The sequence below is a fragment of the Tannerella forsythia 92A2 genome (genome assembly GCF_000238215.1).
GTDB lineage: Bacteria > Bacteroidota > Bacteroidia > Bacteroidales > Tannerellaceae > Tannerella > Tannerella forsythia.
Map to the genome: position 1 here is coordinate 379,487 of NC_016610.1, position 13,727 is coordinate 393,213.

The following is a 13,727-nucleotide window of genomic DNA, read 5'->3' on the forward strand; positions in this document are numbered from 1 at the left end:
CGACCGACTCGATGACCCCCTCCATTATCCCCGGAGACTATGTCATAGTCAATAAACCGGCTTACGGAGCGCGCCTCTTCGATCTTTTCGATGCCCTCGAAGGGAAAAAAGTAAAAATCAGACGCACTCCCGGATACACCCATGTCAAACATAACGATGTAGTGGTTTTTCATATTCCTCACCCTCACGGATGGGACAAAATTGAGATGGATATGTTTAAATGTTACATCAAACGCTGCATCGGATTGCCGGGCGATACGTTGCGTATCGTGAACGGTATCTATCGCATTAATTCCGATACAATCAGACATTACGGTAATTTTTCTGCCGAGCAAAAACTAAGTCGGATAGCACAAGAGGAAATACCTAAAGGCATTTATGATACTTTCCCGGGAGATTCCGTATTGGGATGGAATATCAAAAATTTCGGTCCCGTGTATATTCCCAGCAAAGGCGACTGCCTCCGATTGGGCAGAACGGAAACGCTTATCTACAAAAAAATCATCGAATGGGAAACCGGACATACGCTACATATCGAACGCGATACACTGTATAATGGCGACACGCCCATTACATCCTACACATTTACGCACAATTATTACTTTATGGGTGGCGACAAGGTTGAAAACTCACAAGATTCACGTTACTGGGGACTGCTCCCCGACGAGCTGATCATCGGCAAAGCATCGTTTATCTGGAAATCCGTCGATCCTTATTCTCATCAAATCAGATGGAAACGTTTTATGAAAATCATAAATTGATGTCGCCCATTTTGAAATAATCTACCATGTGACGATCCCATAAATTTATCTTCGTGATTTTTTCATTCAAGTACGATGCCCTTAACGGTAAATTTAAGAGAAGGATACGGTCTTTGAATAATGATACAACAGTGTTAAAACTGTTAATAATACAAAAAAACAACCCGTTGTTTGGATATATCAAAAAGACACTGTATGTTTGTAAAACACATTTTAAAATCAAAATATGATGAAAACAAAAATTCTAAGAGGGGTCTTTGCCCTCGCAGTGATGGTGGCTGCAGGCTACGGAGTGAACCGGAGCATGCAGAAAGACACCGATCTTTCGGAGATGGCGCTAAGTAATGTGGAGGCCTTGGCTTGGTTTGAAGGAGGCGATGGCAATGGCAATACAATAGGTTGCCCAGGAGGAACTTGCTCTATGACTGACTCTTTTGGCAGATCGTGTACGGCATGTTGCCCTTCAGGATTAAAGCCTAAATGTGATTTGTCATTTGGTACTTGCAGTTGTGAATGAGCATTTGAGAGTCGGGGCATCAAAAATCATAAAAATAGTTTTTTAGACTGAAATTTGATGCCCTCATTAATACACCAATCATGTAAAAACAAAAACAGAAAATTATCAAATTTAAAAAGAAAAGTTCGGACAGATAACTTTTATAAATAATCTCAGCACACATTCCAAAATAAATAAATTCAACATCCACATTGATATGAGATTAAAAAAAACAATCACATTATTCATTTTAATGTATGCGTTTTACGGATGCAATATAAGAAATAGCCAGACTTCTTCTGAGATAGAAATAATCAATATCCATCCCATGGAAGCAGATGAATTTATTCCATTATCAGAAATTGCAGATTCTATCAAATGCATCAAGCTGCAAATAGACTCAGGAGATGTAATGGGACGGATACGAGAAATCATCATCAAAAAAAAATACATCTATGCTGTAGATATAAGCCAACAAGTTATATTTGTTTTTAATAAAGAAGGTCTATTAGTGACAAAACTGAATAAAAAAGGGCGAGGCCCAGGTGAATACTCTCGTATAGGACCTGTTTTTATTGATGATGATGAGTCTTATATTGAGATTGTAAATTATACAGGCGGAAAACAATCCATCTTACGATATAAGAATTTGTCTTTTGATTATATAAACACAACCTTGTCCTATCCAGACATCAGTGCAAATTCAGTAAAGAGACATAAAGGATTATTCTACTTCGCAATCCAACAAATAGACAATCATATAAACGACAAAGATACAAATGGCGACTTGGTCATCTGTGATAGCGAGAATAATTTTAAGGTTTTGTTTGATAAAAAGATTATAACAGAGCGCCATTACTTCTCTATGACGAATGAGTGTTTTTCAATTAATAACAAAGAAGAACTTTTCTTCTCGCCCATGTATGGAAATAGATTTTATCAATTAAAAGATTGGGAAGCAATTCCTTTATTCCAAATTGATTTTGGGACATATAATATGAGTGAGTTTGTAGGACTTCAATCGACGAGAGAACAGATGGAATATATTCGGAATATGAATCATGTGGCTTCTTTTCCAGTACTGAACATCTATGATGACAGAATCTTTGCATTTTCATACTACTTCAAAGAGAGTGATACAGAACGATGGATCAAAGAAAGTGATTTTCGTCAATATGTAAAATTCAAAAAAAGCAAAAAAGTTTATCACGCCAAGATGATAAAAAACGATCTTTCTGTCTTTCCCGATCGGCTTTATATTAGTTCCTATTTTTTCGGATGTGTACACCAAGTTTTGCATGAAGATTATTTAGTCGATATTATTCTCCCCGATCTTTATTTTAATGATATGGATGAAAAAGTTTATGTTGAGGGCCTAGGCGAAATATCAGCCGATAGTGATCCGATAATAGTCATGGCAAAGCTTAAAAACGACTTATAATGTTTCTTGGACACATAGGAATATACGCCAGTAATAAAGACGTTATTAGGAGAAAATCAACTCTGTTTTTTTTGAAATTTCAACAAATATAAAGACCGTGTTTTTCAGAATTATTGCATTCAATTTCGTATAAAATAACCGAGCGGTCTTTATTAATATACGAATAATGCGAATCCAGCGTTAAAAAATAAGATTCACTCTGGCAGAAAAGGCTTTGCCGCCGAGCAAAAACTGAATCGGATAACACAACAGGAGTTGCTTCCCGACGAGCTGATCATTGGCAAAGCATCATTTATCTGGAAATCCATCGACCCTTATTCCCATCAAATCAGATGGGAACGTTTTATGAAATCCATTCAGTAATATAGAAAAGATTCCCCAAATATCCTTATCTGCAACATCCTATCTCTTTCCCTTTATAAGCATTGTCCTGATTAAAAATATCAGTACGATAAATGGCGGAATATACAATTTTGTAGAGTTATTTATTTCTTTTCTCAAAAAAACATCTTCTTTTTTGCCGAGTACAAAAAAATCATCTTTAATATTGGACAATAGTTCTAAAAGAAAAAATCACACTTAGATGATAAAATAATACCCCTTTAAATGGTTAAAAAAAACAAAAAGAACAACTCATTATTTGGATACATCAAAAAGACGCTATATGTTTGCAAAACAAATTTTAAAACCAAAATATGATGAAGACAAAAATTTTAGGAGGGATATTTGCCCTCGCAGTGATGGTAGCTACAGGCTACGGAGTGAACAGGAGCATGCAGAAAGATACCGATCTTTCGGAGATGGCAATAAAAAATATTGAAGCATTAGCAGCAGGTAATGTTAGTGGGGATTGTCGTACTACGAAAGAAGGTACGAAGACTTATTGTCTTTATAGATGTTGTGCATGTGCGGCATTACATCAAAGTACCGGTCATGGAGATATTTTAGTATCTGTTTCAGGAGTATGTAGTGTTTGTGGTACTCCGGTTAGTAGTTGCAAATAAGAAACTCTTGTACATATGAAAAACAAGCATATCGTATTTCTATTTTCCATATTCCTGTTTTTTCTTCAGTGCAAGAAATCTGCAGAATCGGTAGATGAAGGTTATGCTGCTCCCGTATTTCCCGAAACAAAGGAGATAACTGTCGAATGCCTGAACGATTCGTTTATTTTCGATATCGGGAGCATCGATCAACTCGACACATTGCTTATCTGCTCCGGAAAGACAGATATAAATGACTATGTCTTTCATTTGTTTTCGAAAAACAGCGGGGCCTATATAAAAAGTTTCGGAACCATCGGACAAGGGCCCGGCGAAATCTCATGGCCTGTTACGGGATACTCGACCGATCGGAAAGAAGACAAAGTCTATTGTTACGACGCGATGCAAACCAAGATGGTGGAATATGCTATTCGTAACCACAACGGCGAGATTGTCGTCGAAGCTAATGAATGTATGTTGCCTCCCGAAGTAAAGAACACCACAGGCAATATGTGTTTTTCGATCGGAAACGGTCAGTTTATCATAGCCTATAGCAGTTTCTTCGGGAATTCTTACCGGTTTATCAAAACAGCCTCTGTCGATACGGTCAGTACGTGTAACGAATATCCCCGTTTAAACGAACCGGACGAATTTATAGCGGTCGAACATGCCTATTTCTCCTACATGGGGCGATTAGCCGTAAAGCCCGACGGCAAAAAATTCGTCCATGCCACATGGAGCGGATGTATCCTCGAAATTTTCGACTGTAAGGAAACAATCCGGCCTTTGGTTACGAAACGTTTCTTTGAGCCTGAATACAAAGTAACGAAAAAGAACGTGAAATATCCTTTCGTTCAATGTGCCGAAAACGTCGTAAACGGAATTTGGGGAATGGCATGTACCGACGCTTGTATCTATGCCCAATATAGGGACGATAGTCGCTATAAAAAATCCGGTCCCCTAATTGCCGTCTTCGATTGGGAAGGAAATCCGGCCGGGATGCTGCATTTTGACGACGTTCTGTATGATGTTGTTATTGAAAATAACGATAAGTACGGCTACGCAATCATGGGAGATAAAAAAGACGAGGGAATCAAACTAGTCAAATTCAAAATCGATTAATATCCTTTCCTTACAGACTTTGCCGCAACGATTTAAATCCGATTATCAAAGACATACGGAGTCAAATACGATCCAATAAATTTATCTTCGTGATTTTTTTCATTCAAGTACGATGCCTTTTAACGGTAAATTTAAGATAAGAGAAGAATACGGTCTTTGAATAATGATACAACAGTATTAAAACTGTTAATAATGCAAAAAACAACTCATTGTTTTGGATACATCAAAAAGATACTATATGTTTGCAAAACAAATTTTAAAACCAAAATACGATGAAGACAAAAATTCTAAGAGGGATCTTTGCCCTCGCAGTGATGGTAGCTGCAGGCTACGGAGTGAACCGGAGTATGCAGAAAGATACCGATTTTTCGGAGATGGCATTGAAAAATGTAGAAGCTTTGGCTGGAGAAATTGATGTATTTCTTCCTTGTATGGAAACGTGCTCTTTTTGCTGGTGCTATTATCCTCCAACAGAAAACGATCCGAATGATCTATTTGTAGAAAGTGAATTTTACTTATAGTAATTTCAACCAATGAGGATGTGTGAAAAAATTACATATTCTCATTGGCTGTTTGATTAATACAACTAACTGGAAAAATGAGACAATCAATGTGGGTTAAATACATCTTAAGTCTAATGTTGATATACATTTATACATCTTGCTCTGATAAAATCAATGACCCAATTGTCCACTTCAACAAAAGAGAAGAGCAAAAAATTAAACCATCTCGAATCATCCAATTAGAAGATTACGAAATATTAAAACCGGCCGATGCAATCCAAGTCGGCAGCAATTATTTTATCTATGACACTCAAGTAAAAAATATGTTTAACCTCGTTGATCCTTTATCGCGCAGCATGATAAAAGGAGGAGAAAGAGGTTCTGGTCCTCATGACGTCGGGATGCCCGGCAGTTTTCAATACAAAAACGATAAAATCGTATTTTTCGACATATCGCAAAAGAAAATCAATGAAATTCAATTTTCATCAGACATGTCTACACGGTTAATAATAAAAGAAATAGAGAAAATTAAGTCGCCGAATCGCTTGTTTATGGTGAACTGCATAGATACGAACTATATAGCGACAGGTATTTTCAACGATTATTGGTTAGCGCATATAGACAAACAGGGAGAAACCATTTCAACCGTGGACTTTCCGATATTTGAAGAAACAAAAGACATTCCTAAGACCCAACTTTCCATATTATACATCAGCACTTTGATGGCTAATTCGCCTGACAATCATAAAATGATTGCAGCTACACAAAAGCATGGTGTTCTTTCTTTTTGTCATATTAATAATAATGGAATAATAGAATATAAACAAATACTTTATTATGCTCCTATATTTGAGATTCAAGAAAAAGGAAAATGATTATCCGTATTTATACCTAAACTCATTTTTATAGGTTACGCAAGCTACGAGCAATCTTCCAAAGAGGGCTTCTCCCCAGTATCTTCGATTAAACTTATAACAGAATTCATCGAGATAATTTTGTAAGAATTCGGGCTTGATGTCATGGAACGTATTTATCAACTGTCTCTTGGCATTGCTGATGGCGATATGAACCCAAGGCAAGGCTTCCCCCACCTTCTCTTTGGGAATCACCTGAGAGTTGTGTCTAGGTACAAAGTCTTTCAATTCCACATAAGAGGTAGAATGATCCGTGTCAACTTCCTGTACACCTGAGGCTAACTCCTTAACCGCCTTATTGATCGTTTCTTTCTTCAAGTCATCGATTACTTTCATTTTCAAATAGCCAACACTGCGGGGTTTTTGACCTCTTGCGGGCGATGCAACCATTTCACTTTCCGCCATAACCAGCACTTTGCTTTTTCTTTGGCTGCCACGTCCCCGTTTCAAGGGCTTATCTTTTTCCGCTTCGGGGGACTCTGTGGAAAAATAACCTTCGTCCAGTTCAATGCGTCCTGCCAGTACATACTCATCGTCTCTTCTACCCATGACCTGACGAAGTTTGTGAACCATGTGCCAAATGGGATGGTAGCGATTATGACCCAATTGACGCTGAATCTCTTTGGCCGAAAAGGTCTTTTTCGTTGACGTGAGCAAATGCATGGCTATAAACCAGTAACGAAATGGAAGTTTCGATTTGTGCATAACGGTGCCACTCTTAAGCGTGATGCGTGTTTTACAGTGTTTACACTCGTATTGTTCCTTATCCTTTTTCCAATAATGAGAACTCCCGCCACATTTGGGACAAACCACGCCAACCTGGTCGCGATAGGCCTTAAACTTTTGCTTGCAACTTTCCTCGTCCGGAAAGTGAGTTAGAAAATCGATCAGTGTCATTGCCTTATTTTTTTTTGCAAAGATAATTGTTTTAGGTAAATATACGGAGATTCATTAAAAGGAAATATTGCTTTCTCAAAAAATAACAAAGTAGGCTTCTGCGCTGTAGACTGTGATGACAAGTATGTTTATGCATTGTATTCGGGCAAGACATTTAATAAATTCGGAGCATTAAATCATCATTGTGAAAATTTGCTCATATATGATTGGAATGGTAATCCTGTCAAGCGATATATACTAGATATTCCTCTTTATTCTATGAGATATAATAGAGAGACTCATTCTATTTATGGAATTGCTTATAACCCCGAAGGAATATTAATAGAATACGAACTATAATTGTTCCTCTATATGTCTTTTTCGGAAATCGAATAAGAACATTTTATCTATTCCATTCAGTAATACGGCAAGGGTTTAAAAGTTAAAAAAGTAAAAAAACAAGACAAACATTTGGATGTATCAAAAACATGCTATACGTTTGCAGAACAAATTTTAAAGACTAAATACAATGAAGACAAAAATTTTAGGAGGGATATTTACCCTCGTAGTGATGGTAGCGGTAAGCTACGGAGTGGACAAAAGTAAAAGTATGCGAAATGATGTCAACCTCTCGGATATGACATTAAGCAATGTAGAGGCATTAGCAAGCGGAGAATTAGCGGATTGTGAGTATGGATGCTTTGCTAATGGGGATGGATGTTGGTGCTATGATTGGTATCCTTGTTACAGAGAAGCAAAATAGATTGCTCATAACGCTCACTCTCTTTGGAAAAAGATTGAGCAAAGTTTTTTAAATTAAATGAATATGGAGAGGACAAAACCCTCTCCATATATTATATAAAATCGTCAAAAAAGAAGTATTTTTATGGAAAAGAACAGAATAGTTTTATTACTTTTGCATTTTGCTATAATACTTACAAGCTGCACAAGCAACTCTAAAACCGAGAAATATCAGGATAGAAAGAACAATATTGTAGATGTACATGACCAAGTTAAAGAAATACTAATCCCAGAAGACAAAACTATGATTGGTGCGATTAATCGGCTATTTCTCTTAGATAAATACTTAATTATAGCAGATTATCGCTCTCAGGATATGTTAATTTGCATTTTGAATAAAGATAATAATTTTGAACATGTGATGAATGCAGTGCCTAGAGGGCAAGGGCCTGGTGAAATTACTAACATGGGGTACATTGCAACTAATGAGGACAAAAGAGAATTTTATCTATCTGATCATGGAAAGCTGAAAATATTCAGTTATAAAATAGACAGCATTTTTAGCAATCCTTTGTATACACCTGATATTAAAAAAGAAATAAATAAGATTCAATTTCCAAGTGAATATGAATTTGTTAATGACACGCTTTCCTTTGCAAGAATTATCGTTCCTACAGGCAATTCTGGCTATAACGAATTTATTGCAAAATGGAATATGCAAACAGATAATATAACTCCTATTAAATATACTCATCCTAAAATTAAAAAGAAGCGTATAGCATTGGCTGTATCTATTGAAAACGATAAATATATCGAATGCTATCACAATCATGATTTGATCACTATTTTGGATTTGAACGGTAATTTAATGTGTAATATATATGGAAATTCTTGGAAGAATGGAGAGCAAGATCAACTTTATCATTTTGGGGGAGTGGTCTTTTGTGAAAATAAAATAGTAGCTTCATATTCTGGTGGTGATCGCTTATCCAAAGATTATCTGCCGACTAAATTTATTATTTTTGATTTAGAAGGCTACTATTTGAAAACAATAGAAACAGGCTATCATATATCTGATTTTTGTTACGACAAAGAGAATAAGCGACTTATCATGTCTTTAGACGACGACATTCAGTTCGCTTATCTTGATTTAAAGGAATTATTAGACTAATGTATATTATTCCATAATGAAAACACATGTCTTTGTAATCTTGAAGATATTTATCGTCTTGATCACTATAATTCTATCTTCCTGTCATAGGAACAATAAGAATAAAGAGATTATGGAGATGGTTAAATCATGGCAAGAAAAAGAAATCATCTTTCCCGAAGGACTTATTTTCACGAAATATGGAAAAGACACAGTTCAGTATAACATTCCGGTTTCGAATTATAAAATCATCATGTATGTCGATTCGGTTGGCTGTACAAGCTGTAAGCTACAATTACATAAATGGAAAGATTTTATAACCGAAGTTCATTCTTTGACAAATGATGCAGTTCCGATATTATTCTTTTTTTATCCTAAAGATCGACGTGAGATTCCTTTGTTATTAAAACAAGATAGTATTAATATTCCAGTCTGTATTGATGAGCTAAATAGACTAAATCAGATAAATCATTTCCCTTCTCATCAGATGTATCAATGCTTCCTGTTGGACAAAGAGAATAAAGTAATCTGCATTGGCAATCCCATCCATAACCGGAAGATCAGAGATATCTATCTGTCTACCATTTCAAACGGTAAATATAATCCATCTGTTCAACCGTCGGGAATAACCCGAATAGAAGCCGACAAAACGGAGTTCGATCTGGGTTCTTTAAAAGAAGGCGACAGCCGTAAAATCTGCGTTACGATACGTAATATCGGGAAATTGCCGCTTATTATACATGACGCAAGAACATCATGTGGCTGCGTACAGATCGATTATATTAAGCGACCTGTTGCTTCCGGTAACACCACCGAAATTAATCTCACCTATCATACCGATAAAACAGGGCTTATCAACAAAACGGTTTCTATTTACGGTAATATGGACACTTCGCCATTAACGATAAACTTAAAAGGAGAAGTAAAGGCAAATTAAAAGATCGTGATTAAGCATAATCGAATAGATATAATTGCATTTGTATTTATTGTCATCATTTTTTTAACATACGACTATCGTTCGTCTCTTGCCCCCGAATCGCTTTTGACGATGATTCAGATGGGAATCTTATGGGGCTTATGCAGGCTTTGTTTTTTCTTTTTCCCTGCTTTATCAAAAGGGGCTGTCTATGGTATTTTAATCGTCGGTTTTGTCGAGGCAATCATCGGGTTAGGTCAGCTATACGGATTCTTCCCTTCCGGGCATCATTTGTTTAGAACCACCGGAACATTTCTCAATCCCGGCCCGTATGGTGGATTTATTGCATTGATGTTTCCATTGACCCTCCACTACTGGCTTTATTTCAGGAAAAGAAAGAAGATTCTCCGATATGTGTTTCTCTCCATCGGTATGGTTTGTCTGTTGGTTTTTCCGGCTACCTTAAGTCGTACCGCATGGGGTGCGGCCGCTATCGGCTGTATGCTCGTTGCGATATATGAGACCGGAATAACAGACAAGTTGAAAGACTTATATCAAAAATATCGGAAAAGAGCCGTCTTATGTATCGTATTGTTCTGCTTGTTATCCGGCGGAGTCATCTATGGCATCTATCAATTTAAAAAAGATTCTGCCAACGGACGATTATTTATATGGAAAATAACGGCCTTGGCTATCCAGGACGCCTCATTGAAAGGTGTTGGTCTCGGTGGATTTCCTGCAGCGTATGCCCAATCGCAGATAAATTATTTTAAAGAAAAAGAAGCTTCCGCAATAGAAAAACATGTTGCCGGAAGCCCTGAATATGCGTTTAATGAATACCTGCGTATTTTTCTCGAGCAAGGAATAGCAGGCGGTATTTTGTTCCTTTTCCTCACAAGTCTGATTATTCGTCGTGGGATAAAAAACGAACAAACAGGTGCTGCCGGAAGTTTTCTAAGCCTGTCTGTTTTTGCAATCGCATCATATCCCTATTATTTGTGGGAGTTTTTGGTGGTATGGGTACTGCTTGCAACAATTTGTGCCTCCCAAACAAAACCTCCTTCATCCGAATCGTCTAAAAACCTCCGATTTTCTATTTTTGCCCTTTTTGCTGTATTTATTCTGATCGCGAGTTTATCGATTTGTGTAGCACAATGGTATTTTTATCATCGAGCAAGTAAAGAATGGGAAAAGATACGTCCCTTTTATACGATGAAGGCATACTCCAAGATAATCGATGATTATATTCGTCTTTATCCGCAGTTGAAACATGATCCGAAATTCGTTTTCGAGTATGCAATGACGCTTAATGCTGAAAAACGGCACGAACAGGCTGACAGCATTTTATCACGTGGGCTTCAGATAAGCTGCGATCCGATGTTCTACAATGTCAAAGGACGTAATTATCACGAAATGGGAGCCTATCGCAAGGCGGAAGCATGCTATATGAATGCAACCTATCTGATACCCGAAAGGATTTATCCGTACTATTTGCTCACAAAGTTGTATGCCGATTCTGCGGCCGGTTATCCGCCCGAAAGAATGCAATGGGCTGCATCGATTGTTTTAAAGAAAGAAGCCAAAGTACACTCAACGGCCATTGACGAGATGCGTAACGAAGTCAGAAAAATACTGAAAGAAAAAATATAGCCGATGATTAAAAAAACTAAACGATCACAGCTTTGTAAAATCGTGAATATTGCTCTTAACGTATTCAACGGCATATCAATTATCATCATTGCCTTTCTGTTGCTGCGCGTGTTTGTCTTCGGATCATACCGCATACCCACAGATTCGATGACACCTGCCATTATTCCCGGCGATTATGTCTTAGTCAATAAATTGGCTTACGGAGCGCGCCTCTTCGATCTTTTCGATGCCCTCGAAAGAAAAAAAGTAAAAATCAGACGCACTCCCGGATACACCCATGTCAAACATAACGATGTAGTAGTTTTTCATATCCCTCACCCTCACGGATGGGACAAAATCGAGATGGATATGTTTAAATGCTACATCAAACGCTGCATCGGATTGCCGGGCGATACCTTACGTATTGTAAACGGAATCTACCGCATGAACTCCGATACAATCAGGCATTATGGTAACTTTGCCGCCGAGCAAAAACTGAGTCGGATAGCACAAGAGGAAATATCTAAAGGCATTTATAATACTTTTCCGGGAGATTCCGTATTAGGATGGAATATCAAAAATTTCGGACCCATGTATATTCCCAGCAAAGGCGACTGCATTCGATTGGGCAGAACGGAAACGCTTATCTATAAAAAAATCATCGAATGGGAGACCGGATATACGCTACATATCGAACGCGATACACTGTATAATGGCGATACGCCCATTACATCCTACACATTTACACACAATTATTACTTTATGGGTGGCGACAAGGTCGAAAACTCGCAAGATTCACGTTACTGGGGACTGCTCCCCGACAAGCTGATCATCGGAAAAGCATCGTTTATCTGGAAATCCGTCGATCCTTATTCTCATCAAATCAGATGGAAACGTTTTATGAAATCCATTCAATAATACGGCAAAAATTAATACGATATTCTTGTTTATATTACGAAAAAATCGTAAGTTTGCCGCACTAAATATAAATAAGATATGAAAAAGAAACATGTATTTTTTCTGTTTTTTGCCTGCTTTGCCTTCGTTCAGTGCAAGAAATCTGCAGAATCGGTAGATGAAGGTTATGCTGCTCCCGTATTTCCCGAAACAAAGGAGATAACTGTCGAATGCCTGAACGATTCGTTTATTTTCGATATCGGGAGCATCGATCAACTCGACACATTGCTTATCTGCTCCGGCAAGACAGATATAAATGACTATGTCTTTCATTTGTTTTCGAAAAACAGCGGGGCCTATATAAAGAGTTTCGGAACCATCGGACAGGGGCCCTGCGAAATCTCATGGCCTGTTATGGGATACTCGACCGATCGGAAAGAAGACAAAGTCTATTGTTACGATGCGATGCAAACCAAGATGGTGGAATACGCTATCCGTAACCACAACGGCGAGATTGTCGTCGAAGCGGTTGAATGTATGTTACCTCCCGAAGCAAAGAACACCAGAGGCAATACGTGCTTCTCGATCGGAAACGGTCAGTTTATCACGGCCTATAGCAGTTTCTTCGGGAATTCTTACCGGTTTATCAAAACAGCCTCTGTCGATACGGTCAGTACGTGTAACGAATATCCCCGTTTAAACGAACCGGACGAATTTATAGCGGTCGAACATGCCTATTTCTCCTACATGGGGCGATTAGCCGTAAAGCCCGACGGCAAAAAATTCGTCCATGCCACATGGAGCGGATGTATCCTCGAAATTTTCGACTGTAAGGAAACAATCCGGCCTTCGGTTACGAAACGTTTCTTTGAGCCTGAATACAAAGTAACGAAAAAGAACGTAAAATATCCTTTCGTTCGATGTGCCGAAAACGTCGTAAACGGAATTTGGGGAATGGCATGTACCGACGCCCGTATCTATGCCAAATATAGAGACGATAGCCGCTATAAAAATTCCGGTACCCTGATTGCCGTCTTCGACTGGGAAGGAAATCCGGCCGGGATGCTGCATTTTGACGACGGTCTGTATGATGTTGTTATTGAAAATAACGATAAGTACGGCTATGCAATCATGAGAGATAAAAAAGACGAGGGAATCAAACTAGTCAAATTCAAAATCGATTAAGATTCTTTTCTTACAGACTTTGCCGCAACGATTTAAATCCGATTATCAAAGACATACGGAGCCGAATAGAAACATTGCTGCCCGATAAAAGCCATTCTCGAAACAAAAAAGAG

15 protein-coding genes and 1 pseudogene are annotated in these 13,727 nt (G+C 37.9%); 15 read left to right on the forward strand and 1 reads right to left on the reverse strand.

Features of this window, described 5'->3' with window-relative positions; translation table 11 throughout:
* Nucleotides 1-11: 11 nt before the first annotated feature.
* The 8 genes and pseudogenes from BFO_RS13950 to BFO_RS01645 all read left to right on the forward strand — a co-directional run bounded on the left by BFO_RS13950 (nt 12) and on the right by BFO_RS01645 (nt 6,181).
* On the forward strand, nt 12-761 hold the full coding sequence (locus tag BFO_RS13950) for a S26 family signal peptidase (protein WP_244262937.1): 750 nt from the start codon (nt 12-14) through the stop codon (nt 759-761).
* A 271-nt stretch (nt 762-1,032) separates the two neighbouring features.
* Nucleotides 1,033-1,278, forward strand: a complete 246-nt coding sequence (locus BFO_RS01620) for an NVEALA domain-containing protein (RefSeq protein WP_244262952.1) — start codon at nt 1,033-1,035, stop codon at nt 1,276-1,278.
* Between the two features lie 307 nt (nt 1,279-1,585).
* Nucleotides 1,586-2,698 carry a 6-bladed beta-propeller gene (locus BFO_RS01625; RefSeq protein WP_014223822.1) on the forward strand — a complete coding sequence of 371 codons (1,113 nt, stop codon included), beginning with the start codon at nt 1,586-1,588 and terminating at the stop codon, nt 2,696-2,698.
* A 255-nt stretch (nt 2,699-2,953) separates the two neighbouring features.
* A pseudogene (locus tag BFO_RS16000) lies at nt 2,954-3,061 on the forward strand (signal peptidase I); the annotation flags it as partial.
* A 332-nt stretch (nt 3,062-3,393) separates the two neighbouring features.
* Nucleotides 3,394-3,702: an NVEALA domain-containing protein gene (locus BFO_RS01630; RefSeq protein ID WP_041590564.1), complete on the forward strand. Its 309-nt coding sequence runs from the start codon at nt 3,394-3,396 to the stop codon at nt 3,700-3,702.
* A 15-nt stretch (nt 3,703-3,717) separates the two neighbouring features.
* Nucleotides 3,718-4,803, forward strand: a complete 1,086-nt coding sequence (locus BFO_RS01635; RefSeq protein ID WP_014223824.1) for a BF3164 family lipoprotein — start codon at nt 3,718-3,720, stop codon at nt 4,801-4,803.
* Nucleotides 4,804-5,075: 272 nt separating this feature from the next.
* Nucleotides 5,076-5,324: an NVEALA domain-containing protein gene (locus BFO_RS01640; RefSeq protein ID WP_014223826.1), complete on the forward strand. Its 249-nt coding sequence runs from the start codon at nt 5,076-5,078 to the stop codon at nt 5,322-5,324.
* Nucleotides 5,325-5,440: 116 nt separating this feature from the next.
* Entirely contained in the window at nt 5,441-6,181 is a 741-nt protein-coding gene (locus BFO_RS01645) for a hypothetical protein (protein WP_157755269.1), read from the forward strand.
* Here the strand turns inward: BFO_RS01645 and BFO_RS01650 are convergent, their stop codons facing one another.
* Nucleotides 6,182-7,117 (reverse strand): IS1595 family transposase, encoded by a 936-nt coding sequence (locus tag BFO_RS01650; RefSeq protein WP_014223827.1) that lies wholly within the window; start codon nt 7,115-7,117, stop codon nt 6,182-6,184.
* Nucleotides 7,118-7,183: 66 nt separating this feature from the next.
* Between BFO_RS01650 and BFO_RS16525 the strand changes: the two genes are divergently transcribed.
* The 7 genes from BFO_RS16525 (at nt 7,184) to BFO_RS01680 (ending at nt 13,614) form a co-directional block, all read left to right on the forward strand.
* Nucleotides 7,184-7,456, forward strand: a complete 273-nt coding sequence (locus BFO_RS16525) for a BF3164 family lipoprotein (protein ID WP_394329998.1) — start codon at nt 7,184-7,186, stop codon at nt 7,454-7,456.
* Nucleotides 7,457-7,625: 169 nt separating this feature from the next.
* On the forward strand, nt 7,626-7,859 hold the full coding sequence (locus tag BFO_RS01655; RefSeq protein ID WP_041590566.1) for an NVEALA domain-containing protein: 234 nt from the start codon (nt 7,626-7,628) through the stop codon (nt 7,857-7,859).
* Between the two features lie 123 nt (nt 7,860-7,982).
* A complete protein-coding gene (locus BFO_RS01660) occupies nt 7,983-9,008 on the forward strand; it encodes a 6-bladed beta-propeller (protein ID WP_014223829.1) in 1,026 nt (341 codons plus the stop codon).
* Nucleotides 9,009-9,120: 112 nt separating this feature from the next.
* Nucleotides 9,121-9,924: a DUF1573 domain-containing protein gene (locus tag BFO_RS01665; RefSeq protein WP_014223830.1), complete on the forward strand. Its 804-nt coding sequence runs from the start codon at nt 9,121-9,123 to the stop codon at nt 9,922-9,924.
* Between the two features lie 6 nt (nt 9,925-9,930).
* Nucleotides 9,931-11,553, forward strand: a complete 1,623-nt coding sequence (locus BFO_RS01670) for an O-antigen ligase family protein (protein ID WP_014223831.1) — start codon at nt 9,931-9,933, stop codon at nt 11,551-11,553.
* Nucleotides 11,554-11,556: 3 nt separating this feature from the next.
* On the forward strand, nt 11,557-12,450 hold the full coding sequence (gene lepB, locus BFO_RS01675) for a signal peptidase I (protein WP_014223832.1): 894 nt from the start codon (nt 11,557-11,559) through the stop codon (nt 12,448-12,450).
* 78 nt (nt 12,451-12,528) lie between these two features.
* A complete protein-coding gene (locus tag BFO_RS01680) occupies nt 12,529-13,614 on the forward strand; it encodes a BF3164 family lipoprotein (RefSeq protein WP_014223833.1) in 1,086 nt (361 codons plus the stop codon).
* The last annotated feature ends 113 nt before the right edge of the window (nt 13,615-13,727 follow it).

Bases quoted from the DNA above. Each gene is read 5' to 3' on its own strand.
- BFO_RS13950 (WP_244262937.1), top strand. From the start codon at position 12: ATGACCCCCTCCATTATCCCCGGAGACTATGTCATAGTCAATAAACCG.
- BFO_RS01620 (WP_244262952.1), top strand. From the start codon at position 1,033: ATGGTGGCTGCAGGCTACGGAGTGAACCGGAGCATGCAGAAAGACACC.
- BFO_RS01625 (WP_014223822.1), top strand. From the start codon at position 1,586: ATGGAAGCAGATGAATTTATTCCATTATCAGAAATTGCAGATTCTATC.
- BFO_RS01630 (WP_041590564.1), top strand. From the start codon at position 3,394: ATGATGAAGACAAAAATTTTAGGAGGGATATTTGCCCTCGCAGTGATG.
- BFO_RS01635 (WP_014223824.1), top strand. From the start codon at position 3,718: ATGAAAAACAAGCATATCGTATTTCTATTTTCCATATTCCTGTTTTTT.
- BFO_RS01640 (WP_014223826.1), top strand. From the start codon at position 5,076: ATGAAGACAAAAATTCTAAGAGGGATCTTTGCCCTCGCAGTGATGGTA.
- BFO_RS01645 (WP_157755269.1), top strand. From the start codon at position 5,441: ATGTTGATATACATTTATACATCTTGCTCTGATAAAATCAATGACCCA.
- BFO_RS01650 (WP_014223827.1), bottom strand. From the start codon at position 7,117: ATGACACTGATCGATTTTCTAACTCACTTTCCGGACGAGGAAAGTTGC.
- BFO_RS01655 (WP_041590566.1), top strand. From the start codon at position 7,626: ATGAAGACAAAAATTTTAGGAGGGATATTTACCCTCGTAGTGATGGTA.
- BFO_RS01660 (WP_014223829.1), top strand. From the start codon at position 7,983: ATGGAAAAGAACAGAATAGTTTTATTACTTTTGCATTTTGCTATAATA.
- BFO_RS01665 (WP_014223830.1), top strand. From the start codon at position 9,121: ATGGAGATGGTTAAATCATGGCAAGAAAAAGAAATCATCTTTCCCGAA.
- lepB (WP_014223832.1), top strand. From the start codon at position 11,557: ATGATTAAAAAAACTAAACGATCACAGCTTTGTAAAATCGTGAATATT.
- BFO_RS01680 (WP_014223833.1), top strand. From the start codon at position 12,529: ATGAAAAAGAAACATGTATTTTTTCTGTTTTTTGCCTGCTTTGCCTTC.